The organism is Thalassotalea piscium, assembly GCF_030295935.1.
GTDB classification, from domain to species: domain Bacteria; phylum Pseudomonadota; class Gammaproteobacteria; order Enterobacterales; family Alteromonadaceae; genus Thalassotalea_B; species Thalassotalea_B piscium.
In genome coordinates, this window is sequence record NZ_AP027362.1 from 3213771 (window position 1) to 3228330 (window position 14560).

The window sequence follows — 14560 nt, forward strand, 5'->3', positions numbered from 1 at the left end:
TACTGTAGATTATTTAACCATAGTAAAGAGAAGTGAATAAATCAATAATGTTGGGTGTCCTATTATTCTTTTTATACCTTCTTCAAGGCATACTTCTAGCAACTTTTTATTATATTCATCTTCCGTCAGACTTTGCTCGTTACCTCTATAGCCTGTATAACTAGCAGGGTTAACTTGCAAAGCACATTTCCAAAATTTAGCTTTACTGAATGTATCGACCATAGGAAATCCTTATCTCGTTATTTTAATTGTTAGTTCTATCATTTTTACCAAACGTTTTTGTACAGAAAATATTATAAATATAAAAATAAAAAAGCCCCGACTAGCGCTGTCTTTCCTACACAAATCCCTCGATAAAAATCGAGGGATTTTTTTATGAACTTATTGTACAGAACGTGATCTGATCCATTTATTCAGTGATGAGGTGGATTTCTATGTTTACAACAAGTTCAGAGCAATGGGCAGAAGAAACATTTTTACATGCAAAATTGGGCGATACCCGCAGAGCTAAACGACTTGTTGTGTTAGCCTCTAATCTTTCCAACAAGTTAGGGCAATCACTCGTGCAATCATCTACGTCCACAGCCGATATTGAAGCGGCCTATCGTTTTACTCGTAATAAAGCTATTGATGCTCAAGCTATAGCTGAGGCTGGCTTTAAGGCAACAGCAGCAAAAGTTAAAGATTATGATTGCCTACTTGCTTTAGAAGACACCACATCACTTGAATTTAAACATCAAACGATTCGCGATGAAATGGGGCATACCACTTCGAATAAGCGTTCGCGTGGCATGCATGCTCATTCCGTATTGCTATTTGCCCCTGAGCAGCAGCATGTTGTTGGTCTGATTGAGCAAAAACGATGGACACGAGACGTCAGTTTGTACGGCCAAAATAATCGCCATGCCAGCCGAGCGTACGAAGACAAAGAAAGCTATAAGTGGGAGCAAGCATCAGAAGCGATGACTCCCCGTCTAGGTTCAACAATGAATAAGGTAATTTCAGTGTGTGATAGAGAGTCAGATATTATTGAATACCTGACTTATAAAACAGCGAGGCAGCAACGTTTTGTCGTGCGCTCAATGCAGAGTCGTTGCATTGAACAAAGTGAAAATAAACTTTATCAATATAGTGAGTCGTTAAAATCAGCAGGTCAACGTATTGTTTCGGTGAGGCAAAAAGGCGGACGCAAAGCGCGGGAGGCTTCTTGTCAAATACGTTATGCCAAAGTTGATGTAAAAATGCCAGCGAATAAAAAAGGCGCTTCGGTATCTCTCTATTATGTGGGTTGTCAGGAAGAAAACAATGACCAAGGATTAAGTTGGCACCTGTTAACATCTGAGCCTGTGACGTGCAAAGAGGAAGCCGAAAAAGTATTGACCTACTATGAAAAACGCTGGTTAATTGAAGAGTTCCACAAAGCGTGGAAAAGCGGCGGTACTCAAGTAGAAGATTTACGTATGCAAAGTAAAGACAATTTAGAAAAGGTGATTGTGATATTAGCGTTTATTGCCGCACGCCTTCATCAACTTCGTTACCTTGGCCTTAATAAGAAAGAAGCAGAAAAGCATAGTTGTGAAACGGTTTTAAGTCCGTTAGCGTGGAAGTTGCTATGGACAAAACGAGAAAAATCAAAACCACCGACAACGGCACCAAGCCTTTATTGGGCTTACATTAACCTTGGGAAGTTAGCGGGTTGGCACGATTCAAAACGTAATGGCCGTGTCGGGTGGGAGCGATTATGGGAAGGATGGTTTAAATTGCAAACCATCCTTGAAGGCTATGAATTAGCCCAATCTCTTGATCTGAAAATGTGATCAAGAGACAGCGACTAGCGAGGCTTTGGATTCAAATAGGACGACATTACTCTCGTTTAAAAAAATTCAAATTTAACTTCCCATTTTTTCTAAAAATGTCAGTGTCAGAAGACTCCCCTTCTTCAATACTTTTTTTGATCCCCGAATAAGCGACTAAAAAAGCAATAACTAAAGAAGTCATTACAACCCCAATATACCCTAGCAAAACATTTGTAAGTTTCAGCTTCTCATCAGCACTAATGCCCACACTTAAAATAAATAAAGCTGACAACACCGCAAGGGTGAACCAGAACATGTACCTAAGCCCTTTAAGAAAAGCTGCATTAGATGTAGTTTTATTCATTAATTATTTTCCTTGATTTCATAATTGATTTTGTTCGCTGCAACACCCTCAGCAGTTTGAACTAATCCTTGACCAGTTTCAGTAATGGTTTTGTCTAATGCTTTCCTTCCAGTATCAACAGTAGGAGTTTTCATACCAGCTATTTTACTGATGACACCGAGTTTTCCTTTTGTCGCAGAAACTGTTGCTTTACCCGGTCCAGCGACAGCATTTAAAGCAGTTTCACCAGCGTTAGCGAAAGAACCTTCCGTATTTCCAGTTAATCCATCAGAGATCAAACTAGCAGTAGCTTGAGAAGTTGCATCTATTGTTGTGTTAGCTCCAACAGCTAAAGCTTTTTGACCGTAAGATAACCCTTTGCTGGCAATACTTAAACCTCCTGAAACAGTTCCCGCTACTCCCATTGCACCAACTTTCGTCCAGTTTGTTACACTACCTTCCGTGGCGATTTGACTAAACGCTTCAACAGCAGCCCCTACAACACCACCAACAATAAAGTTTAACCATTTACCAGATGGATCGTTATGATTTATCGGATCATTCCCAACATAAGCATAGAGATTCATCTGGTCTTCATAACCCACGGAATAAGTTCTGGGACATCCATATATTTTATAATAGACAATACTTTATATAAATAGCTCCGCCAATCAAAGACGATGATATAAACTTTGCTTACCTATTAATAAGTTCTGGGACATCCATATATTTTATAATAGACAATACTTTATATAAATAGCTCCGCCAATCAAAGACGATGATATAAACTTTGCTTACCTATAAATTTATTAAGCTAACCTAGCTTGTAAAGAAACAAAACAGTCAATTTTACCCACACGAATATCAGCGAGACGCTGCTTAGGAGTTGGTATTTATTTAGTTTGGTGGTTTCAGTGGAATATTAACGCTTGCTGTCGATGTCCACCCACCCATCGCCTACCTGTGTGGGCAGCAAAAGTATTAAGCTCTGCTAGCGAGCCAACTGCTTGATGATATTTTTTACCAAAATGCTCGGCAAGCATTAACCAATCGTCACTATCGATACCTAAAGCCGTTAACAATGGGCAAAATTTTTCATTAATCTTACCGCGCTTATCTTCTCTGATAATTTTTCCTGTTTCTTCGATTAGCGTTAAATAATCAAGCAAGGAGAACGCTATTCCTTTAGCTGAGCTTTTATGCTCGTTACCAATAAAGCCTAGCAAAGGTTTAGCAGTAAATGGCAAGGTCTCTTTATTATCAACATCGCTGGCTTTGTCATGAATACGTTCAAAAATAGAGGTATATTGTGCTGTTTGTACCGTATCTGCCATTTTCGCTCTTATCGGGTTTAAGTCCACATAGGCCATGCAAGCAAGTACAGCTTTTTCATCAAGCAGCGCTTGTGATTTAAACCGCCCTTCCCAGAATCTGCCTTTGCAGTTATCTTCATTATTAGCTTTGCGGGCAATATACTCATTAAGGTTACGCATTAGCCAAGATAAATCACTTAGACGGCTTCGCCATTGCTTGATAATCTCTTGGGCTGTATCAATTTCAGCTTGGCAGCTACTCGTGCCTTTTTGTAAGCGTTCAACCAGTGGGTGGTTATGGTAAAGCTGCTGCCAGCGCTGACAAACCTCTTCGTCACTCCAAGCCAGAGCTTCATTTTCATCAACATACACAACAAGATGATAATGGTTCGACATAACGGCATAAGCCGCTACATCAATGGCAAAAACTAATAAGTTCTGGGACATCCATATATTTTATAATAGACAATACTTTATATAAATAGCTCCGCCAATCAAAGACGATGATATAAACTTTGCTTACCTATAAATTTATTAAGCTAACCTAGCTTGTAAAGAAACAAAACAGTCAATTTTACCCACACGAATATCAGCGAGACGCTGCTTAGGAGTTGGTATTTATTTAGTTTGGTGGTTTCAGTGGAATATTAACGCTTGCTGTCGATGTCCACCCACCCATCGCCTACCTGTGTGGGCAGCAAAAGTATTAAGCTCTGCTAGCGAGCCAACTGCTTGATGATATTTTTTACCAAAATGCTCGGCAAGCATTAACCAATCGTCACTATCGATACCTAAAGCCGTTAACAATGGGCAAAATTTTTCATTAATCTTACCGCGCTTATCTTCTCTGATAATTTTTCCTGTTTCTTCGATTAGCGTTAAATAATCAAGCAAGGAGAACGCTATTCCTTTAGCTGAGCTTTTATGCTCGTTACCAATAAAGCCTAGCAAAGGTTTAGCAGTAAATGGCAAGGTCTCTTTATTATCAACATCGCTGGCTTTGTCATGAATACGTTCAAAAATAGAGGTATATTGTGCTGTTTGTACCGTATCTGCCATTTTCGCTCTTATCGGGTTTAAGTCCACATAGGCCATGCAAGCAAGTACAGCTTTTTCATCAAGCAGCGCTTGTGATTTAAACCGCCCTTCCCAGAATCTGCCTTTGCAGTTATCTTCATTATTAGCTTTGCGGGCAATATACTCATTAAGGTTACGCATTAGCCAAGATAAATCACTTAGACGGCTTCGCCATTGCTTGATAATCTCTTGGGCTGTATCAATTTCAGCTTGGCAGCTACTCGTGCCTTTTTGTAAGCGTTCAACCAGTGGGTGGTTATGGTAAAGCTGCTGCCAGCGCTGACAAACCTCTTCGTCACTCCAAGCCAGAGCTTCATTTTCATCAACATACACAACAAGATGATAATGGTTCGACATAACGGCATAAGCCGCTACATCAATGGCAAAAACTAATAAGTTCTGGGACATCCATATATTTTATAATAGACAATACTTTATATAAATAGCTCCGCCAATCAAAGACGATGATATAAACTTTGCTTACCTATAAATTTATTAAGCTAACCTAGCTTGTAAAGAAACAAAACAGTCAATTTTACCCACACGAATATCAGCGAGACGCTGCTTAGGAGTTGGTATTTATTTAGTTTGGTGGTTTCAGTGGAATATTAACGCTTGCTGTCGATGTCCACCCACCCATCGCCTACCTGTGTGGGCAGCAAAAGTATTAAGCTCTGCTAGCGAGCCAACTGCTTGATGATATTTTTTACCAAAATGCTCGGCAAGCATTAACCAATCGTCACTATCGATACCTAAAGCCGTTAACAATGGGCAAAATTTTTCATTAATCTTACCGCGCTTATCTTCTCTGATAATTTTTCCTGTTTCTTCGATTAGCGTTAAATAATCAAGCAAGGAGAACGCTATTCCTTTAGCTGAGCTTTTATGCTCGTTACCAATAAAGCCTAGCAAAGGTTTAGCAGTAAATGGCAAGGTCTCTTTATTATCAACATCGCTGGCTTTGTCATGAATACGTTCAAAAATAGAGGTATATTGTGCTGTTTGTACCGTATCTGCCATTTTCGCTCTTATCGGGTTTAAGTCCACATAGGCCATGCAAGCAAGTACAGCTTTTTCATCAAGCAGCGCTTGTGATTTAAACCGCCCTTCCCAGAATCTGCCTTTGCAGTTATCTTCATTATTAGCTTTGCGGGCAATATACTCATTAAGGTTACGCATTAGCCAAGATAAATCACTTAGACGGCTTCGCCATTGCTTGATAATCTCTTGGGCTGTATCAATTTCAGCTTGGCAGCTACTCGTGCCTTTTTGTAAGCGTTCAACCAGTGGGTGGTTATGGTAAAGCTGCTGCCAGCGCTGACAAACCTCTTCGTCACTCCAAGCCAGAGCTTCATTTTCATCAACATACACAACAAGATGATAATGGTTCGACATAACGGCATAAGCCGCTACATCAATGGCAAAAACAGACGTTAAAAATCGAATGCGGTCAACCATCCATTGTCTGCGGTGTTCAAAGCTTTGATTAGTGTGACTATCTTCGCCACATAAATAAGCTCGACGTACACAGCGAGAGATTAAGTGATAATAACGAGTATCTTCAAGGGATACTTGTTTGCTACGTGCTTGAGTCATGTTAAACACCACTTTACTGTAGATTATTTAACCATAGTAAAGAGAAGTGAATAAATCAATAATGTTGGGTGTCCTATTATTTACGCTTCCTATTATTTACGCTTTATTTACGTCCTCCCTGAGGGCGAGGCTTTGGATTCAAAGCACACAATCTAATTTAAAGTGCGTATGGCTTGTAGTCTTGAAATTCCCATGTTCCAATAAGGTTTAACTTCGTACCAATATCTTTCCAGTTATTACCACTACATGTCTCACAAAAATCTATTATTTTAGCCTTTATGATATCAACATCGTATTCGGAAACGATCATCATTTGAAAACCGAAAATCACCTTTTCATCTATAATTTGTGATTTTAGCCAATGTAAAGTACAAACCTGAATATCAAACGATTCTTCACCATCTGCATCATCTGGTCCAATCATTGCCCTAATATATATGCAAAAGTTATCTTCATCATCAGGCCAAAAAGAATCTAGCTCAAAATCAATCCCATTTAAATTTTTTAATTTTGCTTTCATCACTTAATCAACTATGTCTAAATGTCCATTCCCTACAGGCTTAGTACCTGCAACTGTTTTTCTTTCAAAGTTAGCTTGTACCCCAGTTGTAGCCTGCGAGCTATTAGGTTTAGCTGTCGGAGGTCTATAGACTTTTAATCCATCTTTGCTGACGATAGATGAACCATCTTTAGATATTCTACTTCCTTCACCAACCCACGCTTGACCTAGTTTTTCTGATTCTGCCTTTGTCGCGCTACCTAAACCAAAATTTCCCTCTCCTTTTGCTGCTTCTCGCAATATTCCCATTTCCTTTGCAGTTTGAGTTGCAACTTTTGAAGCTCTAAGAAGTTGAACCCCCTTAGCAAAGGCTCCTACAATAGCACCGCCACCAAAAGAAAGCACATCCTCTGCGGCAGAGGCAGCAAATCCAGCCCCGTCTCCGTTATATCCATCAGCTAACGCTCCCATAACCATTTCACCATCAAAACCATTTCCTTGTAGGAATTGACCAGTTTCATAAATTAAGCCACCAAATGCAGTTAATGCATTCTGACCATCAGGATCTATATATTTGTATGGATTATTGTTCGCGTAAGCATAGCGGTTAAAGTTATGTACATTCGTAAAACCCTGTGGATCATTCGAATAAAACCGCCCGATAACTGGATCATAGTATCGTGCCTGCATATAAAATAATCGGAAATACGATCCAGACTACTTTCTTGTGGAAAAACAAGCGGTTCGCTTATGGAGAGAGCAATTCGTCCTTGGCTGCTTTTAAAAGATCATCCCATCCATCAGGAGGATGACCAGACTTTAACATCTTTTCGAATACTTTGTAAGCATCTGTTTTGCTACCGTAGGCACGTTTATTCTTCTCGTCATTGACCCAAGCATAAACAATGACTTTTGATTCTAGGTGATAACGAAAAAACAAACGGTACTGCTGGAAGAACTTTGCCCGAAACCAGTGTTTGTTTTCATCACCTAATGTGCTTCCTTGGCGAAATTCAGCACTGGTAGGGTCATGTGGTATTAATTCAAAGATTAGCCTTTGAATAGCGGCTAATCGTTTCGTGGCGTTCTTTTTAAGGTAACCTTTTGGATCTTTATCACGTAAAGTCTCAACTTGTGATTTCAGATTAAGGTACTGCTCTTTAAACAATGAATGAGTGTAAAGTGTCCAACCATTTACGATCATTGGTATCGTTTTTTGCAAACTTACTCGTCCTCATCCAATAACGGAGCATCTAAATCAATTTCAACACCTTCAACCAACGCATCAACGCTTTCTCGCATACTTGCTGATAACGGCTCTAGTCTTTCAGGATGAGCCTTCATATCACGCGCTATGAATGATAAAAACTCGCCAAGTACAGGGTCGCTTTCTTGCGCTGCTGCACGCGAGATAACAACGCTGCCATCAGACTGTATCGCGTATTTAATTTTGTCTTTCTTGCCTAAGTGCAACGCCTGACGTACAGGACTAGGCACCGTAGTTTGAAAACGGTCTGTCAATGTTGATTCAGTTTCTAAAGCAACTTGTGCCATAACAACCTCTATCTTTTACTTGTTTCAGTTATTTTGATTTTAGTATGAATGAAGAGGTAATGCAAACGCATTACCTCTTTTTAGTGAGCTAGAAAATGCTCAAGTTGCTTAACGCTGAAGGATGGGACTTGCCATAGACCTCAGCAAGCTTAGTGCGTGAAACATGGGTATAAATTTGTGTGGTGGAAATGTCAGCGTGACCTAACATTTCTTGTACATTACGCAAATCAGCACCATTATCAAGCATTGTCGTAGCAGTAGCGTGGCGGAACAAATAACAAGAGCCAGCACGTTTGATACCCGCCAACATAACATAGCGAGACACCATATCTGACAGCTTATTAGGTTTAAATCGTTTTCCATTATTCGCCAAAAATAATGCGCTACCTGAGCTGATGAATGAAATACGTGGTCTGATTTTACTCAAATAAAACGCAATCCATTCACAGCCGCGTGTGCTGATCGGCACAATACGTTCACGGTCACCTTTGCCTTTACGAACACGCACTTGTTGCTCATTTAAATCAACATCATCAATGTCTAAATTAGCAAGCTCTGTACGACGAATACCTGTCGCAAAGAAGGTTTCCATGATGGCTCTGTCACGCATACCAGTGAAGCCAAACACTAATGATTGATCAAGAATTTTCGAGATCTCAGTTTGTGTAAAAATGGCTTTAGGCAGTGGGCGACCTAACTTGGGCAGCTCAATATTTTCCAGCGTATTTGAACTGAGTAAATCCTTAACATATAGTTTTTCAACAAATGTTTTCACATAAGTCAGGTAGCCACGTTTACTGGCAACCGTCATAGGTTTGCCATCCAAGGGCTTGCGATACTGGTTGAGGTAAAGCATGTAGTCATCCATCAAATCTAAATCAATTTGGTCGATGTCATATACTCCCTTGGTTGCACACCACGCATTGAATTTATCCAATCCGGCAGCTTTATTCACAATGGTATCTGGCGAATCACCCTTTGCCTCACAAAGCTTTAGGTAATAAGGAATGTTGTCGCTGATCCGCTTAGTGACAGGCTTTTCCATAAATGACCTCCTTTACAAATGCCAACCCTTCATGAACATAGCCATCGAGCTTAGGTTTTTCCCAGTAAACAACTTCCTGTTGCCAATGGCGAATTCGCTTGCCAAAACGATAACCAACAGCAGAAATGATTTGTCCACGCTCATCCAATTTCGGGAACACTGCACAGCCTCTAAACAGTTCACTGCCAGAGGAGCGTATTAAGCCAACCGTTTGCATAGTGCCACGCATGGCACCACCTGATAAGGAACGAGCTTTAGGAACTTCAGTACCTAAGGTTCTGTCGCAAATACCAGCGTAACTATGATCTCGTAATTCGTCTGGTATACGGGAGGACTCCAGAACAAATTGTTGATACTGCTCGTTGGCTTCAAAGCACTCATGATAATAATCAAACATTTGCTGAATATAGATGTCTTCTAAATTCAACTGCCCCAATACCTGCATATAAGATGGTTGTTGTATATTACTCATTTGCGACCTCCATTAACTCCAAGCTTTCTGCGAATTGAACCACCTTGTTTGCGGTCGATGTGATGAGCATTGTGAACAATGCGATCAAGTACCGAGTCAGCAATAGTGGGGTCCCCAAAAGCTTCATACCAACTCGACATTGGATACTGAGAAGTAATGATCAGTGAACCTTTTTGATCACGCGATTCAATGAACTCAAATAACAAATGTCTTTGAGCAGCATTTAACGGAGCAACGCCCCAGTCATCAATTACAATGACTGAACCACGGTTGAGCTTTTTACAATACTGCGTAAATCGCTCTTCTTTATCCGCTGCCGTTAAAAGCAACAGCAGCTCGTTATATCGGAAAAAGAGAACACTTATACCTGCCATGATAACTTTATTGGCAAGTGCGCAAGCTAAATGTGTTTTTCCAGATCCTGTAGGGCCAGTAAAAACAACATGTTGATTGTTTTGAAGCCAATGTAACTCCGCCAAGTTTTCGACTTTGGCAGGATCTAAACCGGGATGTAGTTTATAATCGATCATGCCAATGACCGCATTAGGCCAACGCAATTTGGCCTGTCGCTGAAGCGTTTTAATGCGTTTATTTAGCGTTGATGACTCCTCCTCTGTGAGAAGATGGTCAAGTCGAGCTAAAAAGCTCTTGTTATCGAAAGCGCTGGAAGAAAACTGGACTTCCAACGCAGCCATAACACCTGTTAATTTGAGCTTCTCGCATTTATCAATCACTTTATCTCTAAGCTTCATGAGAACCTCCGTAGTACGCGCTACCACGCACATTTTCATGGGCTGCGATATATGCAGGTAGATTTTTGATACCGTCCTGCTCAACTTGAGCACGCACAACCAACTCCACATCCGAAACACTTAACATGTCATGTTGAAGCGCATACTCGCATGCATCGTTAAGCACATTGCTGCCTTTTTTATCGCTGAGTTTCATCAGCGCTCGACAACGTTTGCCTATAGCGCGAGAGCGTGGGTTATTTACCTTGGAGTACCAAAGTTCAACCATCTGGTTCACATGTGAACCAGATTCAACAGCCCATGCCAGATTTTTATCCATGTCATTACTTTCAAGATCGGCAAGGTGATCTGGGTGCATATGTTCTTCAAGGATGGTAGCGCCCATCGGCTCATCCGAAAGCTCATGCTCGGCAACAAGCTTGTGCATATGTATCACGCGAAGGTGCGTTAACGTAACGTAAACTTCAACCGTTTCACCATGAATCACCCAAGGCACAGAGTACTCATGCTTACGATATTTAACGGTATATTCAGTCGATACCTGTTGCACCATTTTCTCTACGATCATGTCAAAATCGGTATGAGGCAGAGGATTCAAGACACCTTTTTCATTTTTGTAAAAGAGATCATTGCGTGAGAAATCTAAGCCTTGAAAATTCAGATTATTCAACACTTCTACTTCTTTGCTAAGGTGTTGATTGACTTCTTTAAGGCTAAAGAAATCCCAATCCTGATTCATCGGAATGAGAATGCGTTGAGTAACAAATTTAACGCCAAGTTCAGCAAGTGCCTTATCCTGTGGACGGCCTACACGACAAGAATCCATTAGGCAGTTGTAGTGATCACCAAAAGCACTCACATTCTCAACAAAAGTGGGAATGAGACCCGGTTGTGAAACCAGTGCTTTTGCATTATCCATAACAACCACTTCGGTTGCACCACCGTAGTAAATAAACATACGACGCATAGATTCAATCCAATCAGCCGTGGTTTCACCGGGAGTGGCAAAGGCAAAGATCTTTTGACTAGAGCCTAGCACTGCAACAAAGACTTTAACCCATATCTTTTCACCGTTTGCGTTATAGCGAACTTTGGTGCCAGCGTAATCTATATAAACGACTTCACCCGCTGCATGGAGCTGTTTCATTGAAAGTTTGCAACGTTTCAAGGTTTTCTTGAGGGTGCGGCAAAAGTGTGAATAGCTCATTGCCGACATCGGATCTTCTGCATAATACTCAAGGTACAGAACTGTTATCGACTTACGCTTTCCTTTTTCTTTAGTACGCTCTTCCACAATATATTGAATTTTCGGCACACGCTTTTTTGCGTTCTTCAAGATATCAGGAAACATCAGCTTAATAAGCGCCTCATCATTGAGCTGTTCAGCCAGTAGGTGATCAACATCGTACTTTTCACAGCGCTTGTTAACTCTCACCATCGAAGAAGGTGATGCATTGGCAAAATCTGCTTGTTTACGAATAGTAATGTCAGGCAGCACGAATTTTGCGCGGATCGCTGCCCGGATTTGAGTTGGTTTTAACATGTGTTATTACCCTTATTTATCGAAAATAAAGGCACAGAGGGGCCAACAAGAAAATAACCAAACTTTCTTGACATGTGGCCCACTTACAACGACACTAATAACATCATCTATGCAAAAGATGTTTTTCAGAAGCCCTAGAGTTGCCGCTCATTATTGGGCTTCTGTCGTTTCTGCGCCAGAAAAATTGTTTACTACTTATACTGCTTAGTTTATTCAGCTAACTAGACATCTTTTTTCTCCTCGTTAAATGCTTGCTCTGCCAAAAATTGTGCAACGTCTTTTATTAAGGCGAATTTGCCGCGACGATGTGGCATTTCAAATGTGTGTACAGGAAAAACACCTCGCAATATCGCCTGCTTAACCGCATCCACCGAGCGATAATTTAATGCCCGATGTAACTGCTTCAGCGTTAGAATCGAAGACCCATGAAGTTTCAATAAATCTGCTTCAAGGGCTTTTGCCAGTTCCTGTTTTTCGGTCTCACTCAAGTTAAGTCACTCTCCTTTTGGAAATTAGCGGAACTTTTAGCGTAGAATGAGATTCAAGCCAGATCTACTTCGGGCAAGAACAAGCAATCGTTCTAGGTTTAATGTGCGGTAACTAGTTGATAGGTAATAAATAATTGATTTGATAAATTTTGATGAAGCTTATGAATTCTGACGAAAACCCATATACTTATACCAAAAATAAATACAAAAAAAGTTTAAACAGCCTGTCTATTAGGCAGTATAAAAAGTTAAGTACGCCATTAAAGCGGGTATACACGCAGGTTAAGTTTAAGAGTTATTTATCCAAGCAAGGCTACCATTCTATTGCAGAATTCATCAGGCACCTGCATACAATTGAACGACATCATTTTTCTGAACCGACAAAAATAGACAATGATATAACCCATTTAGAATTTGAAACGGGGTATTGGTACAAATTGGCAAAGGGACAGTCAATTCAAAAGCCATCTAAGATTTTCCAAATAAACGATGCGGTTGGCTTTTATGAACTGTTTCGGCGTTTTTCAAGGTAGTTGTCGCCTGAGTTATTAAGCTGCTTCTTTTTTGCTCTCTGGATTTAACTCCACTTCACTGATTTCATCCCAGTTTCTGGTGCCCTTTGACCAACGGTTAGGGTTATTTTCTTGCGCTTTGCTATATAGCTCACGACGTTTTGCCAATATCGCTTTGTCTTCACCTCTATGGCGTTGAGTTGGTGTTACAAACTTGATGCGACTGTGTCTGTGCTCATTGTTGTACCATTGAGCGAAGCCTCTTACCCAAGCTCTTGCATCTCCAAGACTTTTAAAGCCTTCGCTTGGCCAGCGGTGATTATATTTGACCGTACGAAATAGTGATTCCGAGTACGGGTTATCATTACTGACTCCTGGCCGACTACGAGAGCCTATCACGCCCATATCCAGCATTTTGGCTTGCATCGTTAGGCACTTCATCGGGCTACCGTTATCTGAGTGCAATACCACGTTTTGTTTAACGCACTTTTCAGCCCAGAGCGTGCGCTCTAGCAATTCAGCAGCACGTTCGCCAGACTCACTGTCATGAACTTCCCAGCCGACGACTTTACGGCTGAAGATATCGATTATCATGTAAAGATAAAAGAACCGGCCAATGACTGTTGACGGGCAGTAGCTAATATCCCAAGTCCACACTTGGTTTGGCGCTGTTGCTCTAAATCCCTTAGGTTTAGCTCGGCTACCTTTAGGTTTTGCTTTACCCCGATGGGTGAGCTGGTTATTGGCTTTCAATACGCGATAAAAGCTCGACTCCGACGCTAAATATTGTCCGCTATCTGCTAACATGGGTACTATCTGGCTTGGTCCTATATTCACGTACTCTTCTTGGTTGCAGGTGTCGAGTATTGCTTGACGTTCTTGCTCTGTGAGTTTATTGCTCGGCTCTAACCTATCCGCTATAGGCCTTTTATCACCAATAATTTCACCACTTTCCTGCCAACGTTGTAAGGTGCGTATAGACATGCCAACCTCTTCACAAGCTTTATTTTTTCTAGCACCTGAGATAACAGCCTCATTAATCAAAGATGCGTAATACTGCCTATCTGTGAGTGAGGTTAACTGTCCTCGTCTTCCCCCCAGTAGGCATTTAACTTTTTTCTCAGCACCAATAATGCGGCTGTTTCAGCAAGCGCAGCTTCTTTACGCTTTAGCTCTTTTTCTAACTCTTTGATTCGTTTTCGATCAACTTTTCGCTCTTGAATTAATTGTTTACGCTGTTGAGCTTGAGTCTGATTACCAGCAATACAGCTTTGCTTCCACTCTTTAATTTTCTCAGGGTAAAGGCCTTTCTCACGGCAATACTCGCTTAACTCTATTTCACTTAATGTGGCCGTTTCTAAAACGATTGAGAACTTTTGCTCTGGTGACCAACCATTTGAGTTATTACTATCTGTCAAACTAGAACCTGCTTTTAAATACTTATCTCGCCATGAATACAAAGTAGATAAGTTGATACTTTCTAGCTTTGCGAATTGACGTAATGATAAGCCACTTTCAATCAGCTTTCTAATAACCGCTTTCTTGTGATCTTCTGGATAATGTTTCACTC

18 protein-coding genes are annotated in these 14560 nt (G+C 40.7%); 2 read left to right on the top strand and 16 right to left on the bottom strand.

What is annotated here, in order from left to right:
- Positions 1–9 precede the first annotated feature (9 nt).
- The gene (locus QUD79_RS14215; protein ID WP_286288803.1) at positions 10–222 is read right to left on the bottom strand and encodes a hypothetical protein; all 213 of its coding nucleotides are present in this window, start codon (positions 220–222) and stop codon (positions 10–12) included.
- 212 nt (positions 223–434) lie between these two features.
- On the opposite strand from QUD79_RS14215, the gene QUD79_RS14220 reads away from it, so the two are divergent.
- On the top strand, positions 435–1817 hold the full coding sequence (locus tag QUD79_RS14220; protein WP_286288804.1) for an IS4 family transposase: 1383 nt from the start codon (positions 435–437) through the stop codon (positions 1815–1817).
- Between the two features lie 46 nt (positions 1818–1863).
- Here the strand turns inward: QUD79_RS14220 and QUD79_RS14225 are convergent, their stop codons facing one another.
- The 14 genes from QUD79_RS14225 to QUD79_RS14290 all read right to left on the bottom strand — a co-directional run bounded on the left by QUD79_RS14225 (position 1864) and on the right by QUD79_RS14290 (position 12478).
- Complete coding sequence (locus tag QUD79_RS14225) at positions 1864–2160, bottom strand: hypothetical protein (RefSeq protein ID WP_184426959.1); 297 nt, start codon at positions 2158–2160, stop codon at positions 1864–1866.
- Complete coding sequence (locus QUD79_RS14230) at positions 2160–2744, bottom strand: RHS repeat-associated core domain-containing protein (RefSeq protein ID WP_184426957.1); 585 nt, start codon at positions 2742–2744, stop codon at positions 2160–2162. The genes QUD79_RS14225 and QUD79_RS14230 overlap by 1 nt, the downstream gene beginning before the upstream one ends.
- 306 nt (positions 2745–3050) lie before the next feature.
- Positions 3051–3899 (bottom strand): transposase, encoded by an 849-nt coding sequence (locus QUD79_RS14235; RefSeq protein WP_286288809.1) that lies wholly within the window; start codon positions 3897–3899, stop codon positions 3051–3053.
- 189 nt (positions 3900–4088) lie between these two features.
- Positions 4089–4937 carry a transposase gene (locus QUD79_RS14240; protein ID WP_286288809.1) on the bottom strand — a complete coding sequence of 283 codons (849 nt, stop codon included), beginning with the start codon at positions 4935–4937 and terminating at the stop codon, positions 4089–4091.
- A 189-nt stretch (positions 4938–5126) separates the two neighbouring features.
- Complete coding sequence (locus QUD79_RS14245) at positions 5127–6125, bottom strand: transposase (RefSeq protein WP_286288811.1); 999 nt, start codon at positions 6123–6125, stop codon at positions 5127–5129.
- 157 nt (positions 6126–6282) lie between these two features.
- Positions 6283–6645: an immunity 8 family protein gene (locus QUD79_RS14250; RefSeq protein WP_246455047.1), complete on the bottom strand. Its 363-nt coding sequence runs from the start codon at positions 6643–6645 to the stop codon at positions 6283–6285.
- A gap of 3 nt (positions 6646–6648) precedes the next feature.
- Entirely contained in the window at positions 6649–7314 is a 666-nt protein-coding gene (locus QUD79_RS14255) for an RHS repeat-associated core domain-containing protein (RefSeq protein WP_246455045.1), read from the bottom strand.
- Positions 7315–7372: 58 nt separating this feature from the next.
- Positions 7373–7828, bottom strand: coding sequence for a type II toxin-antitoxin system YhaV family toxin (locus tag QUD79_RS14260; protein WP_184426776.1), 456 nt, complete (start codon positions 7826–7828; stop codon positions 7373–7375).
- 20 nt (positions 7829–7848) lie between these two features.
- Entirely contained in the window at positions 7849–8178 is a 330-nt protein-coding gene (locus QUD79_RS14265; RefSeq protein WP_184426748.1) for a type II toxin-antitoxin system PrlF family antitoxin, read from the bottom strand.
- Between the two features lie 88 nt (positions 8179–8266).
- A complete protein-coding gene (locus tag QUD79_RS14270; RefSeq protein WP_184426750.1) occupies positions 8267–9223 on the bottom strand; it encodes a tyrosine-type recombinase/integrase in 957 nt (318 codons plus the stop codon).
- A complete protein-coding gene (locus QUD79_RS14275; RefSeq protein ID WP_085286189.1) occupies positions 9204–9695 on the bottom strand; it encodes a hypothetical protein in 492 nt (163 codons plus the stop codon). The genes QUD79_RS14270 and QUD79_RS14275 overlap by 20 nt, the downstream gene beginning before the upstream one ends.
- Positions 9692–10447, bottom strand: a complete 756-nt coding sequence (gene istB / locus QUD79_RS14280) for an IS21-like element helper ATPase IstB (RefSeq protein ID WP_158088381.1) — start codon at positions 10445–10447, stop codon at positions 9692–9694. Before istB ends, QUD79_RS14275 begins: the two co-directional genes overlap by 4 nt.
- Positions 10437–11990: a Mu transposase domain-containing protein gene (locus QUD79_RS14285; protein WP_184426752.1), complete on the bottom strand. Its 1554-nt coding sequence runs from the start codon at positions 11988–11990 to the stop codon at positions 10437–10439. The genes istB and QUD79_RS14285 overlap by 11 nt, the downstream gene beginning before the upstream one ends.
- A 221-nt stretch (positions 11991–12211) precedes the next feature.
- On the bottom strand, positions 12212–12478 hold the full coding sequence (locus QUD79_RS14290; RefSeq protein WP_221435291.1) for a hypothetical protein: 267 nt from the start codon (positions 12476–12478) through the stop codon (positions 12212–12214).
- Positions 12479–12639: 161 nt separating this feature from the next.
- Between QUD79_RS14290 and QUD79_RS14295 the strand changes: the two genes are divergently transcribed.
- Positions 12640–13011, top strand: a complete 372-nt coding sequence (locus QUD79_RS14295; protein WP_184426754.1) for a hypothetical protein — start codon at positions 12640–12642, stop codon at positions 13009–13011.
- Positions 13012–13026: 15 nt separating this feature from the next.
- On the opposite strand, the gene QUD79_RS14300 is transcribed toward QUD79_RS14295, so the two are convergent.
- Positions 13027–14558 (bottom strand): IS3 family transposase gene (locus tag QUD79_RS14300; protein ID WP_385957716.1). Its coding sequence is split into 2 segments (ribosomal slippage): positions 13027–14096 and positions 14096–14558, totalling 1533 coding nucleotides; the frame shifts between segments, so codons are not numbered across the junction.
- Positions 14559–14560 lie beyond the last annotated feature (2 nt).

Bases quoted from the DNA above. Each gene is read 5' to 3' on its own strand.
- QUD79_RS14215 (WP_286288803.1), bottom strand. From the start codon at position 222: ATGGTCGATACATTCAGTAAAGCTAAATTTTGGAAATGTGCTTTGCAA.
- QUD79_RS14220 (WP_286288804.1), top strand. From the start codon at position 435: ATGTTTACAACAAGTTCAGAGCAATGGGCAGAAGAAACATTTTTACAT.
- QUD79_RS14225 (WP_184426959.1), bottom strand. From the start codon at position 2,160: ATGAATAAAACTACATCTAATGCAGCTTTTCTTAAAGGGCTTAGGTAC.
- QUD79_RS14235 (WP_286288809.1), bottom strand. From the start codon at position 3,899: ATGTCCCAGAACTTATTAGTTTTTGCCATTGATGTAGCGGCTTATGCC.
- QUD79_RS14240 (WP_286288809.1), bottom strand. From the start codon at position 4,937: ATGTCCCAGAACTTATTAGTTTTTGCCATTGATGTAGCGGCTTATGCC.
- QUD79_RS14245 (WP_286288811.1), bottom strand. From the start codon at position 6,125: ATGACTCAAGCACGTAGCAAACAAGTATCCCTTGAAGATACTCGTTAT.
- QUD79_RS14250 (WP_246455047.1), bottom strand. From the start codon at position 6,645: ATGAAAGCAAAATTAAAAAATTTAAATGGGATTGATTTTGAGCTAGAT.
- QUD79_RS14255 (WP_246455045.1), bottom strand. From the start codon at position 7,314: ATGCAGGCACGATACTATGATCCAGTTATCGGGCGGTTTTATTCGAAT.
- QUD79_RS14260 (WP_184426776.1), bottom strand. From the start codon at position 7,828: ATGATCGTAAATGGTTGGACACTTTACACTCATTCATTGTTTAAAGAG.
- QUD79_RS14265 (WP_184426748.1), bottom strand. From the start codon at position 8,178: ATGGCACAAGTTGCTTTAGAAACTGAATCAACATTGACAGACCGTTTT.
- QUD79_RS14270 (WP_184426750.1), bottom strand. From the start codon at position 9,223: ATGGAAAAGCCTGTCACTAAGCGGATCAGCGACAACATTCCTTATTAC.
- QUD79_RS14275 (WP_085286189.1), bottom strand. From the start codon at position 9,695: ATGAGTAATATACAACAACCATCTTATATGCAGGTATTGGGGCAGTTG.
- istB (WP_158088381.1), bottom strand. From the start codon at position 10,447: ATGAAGCTTAGAGATAAAGTGATTGATAAATGCGAGAAGCTCAAATTA.
- QUD79_RS14285 (WP_184426752.1), bottom strand. From the start codon at position 11,990: ATGTTAAAACCAACTCAAATCCGGGCAGCGATCCGCGCAAAATTCGTG.
- QUD79_RS14295 (WP_184426754.1), top strand. From the start codon at position 12,640: ATGAATTCTGACGAAAACCCATATACTTATACCAAAAATAAATACAAA.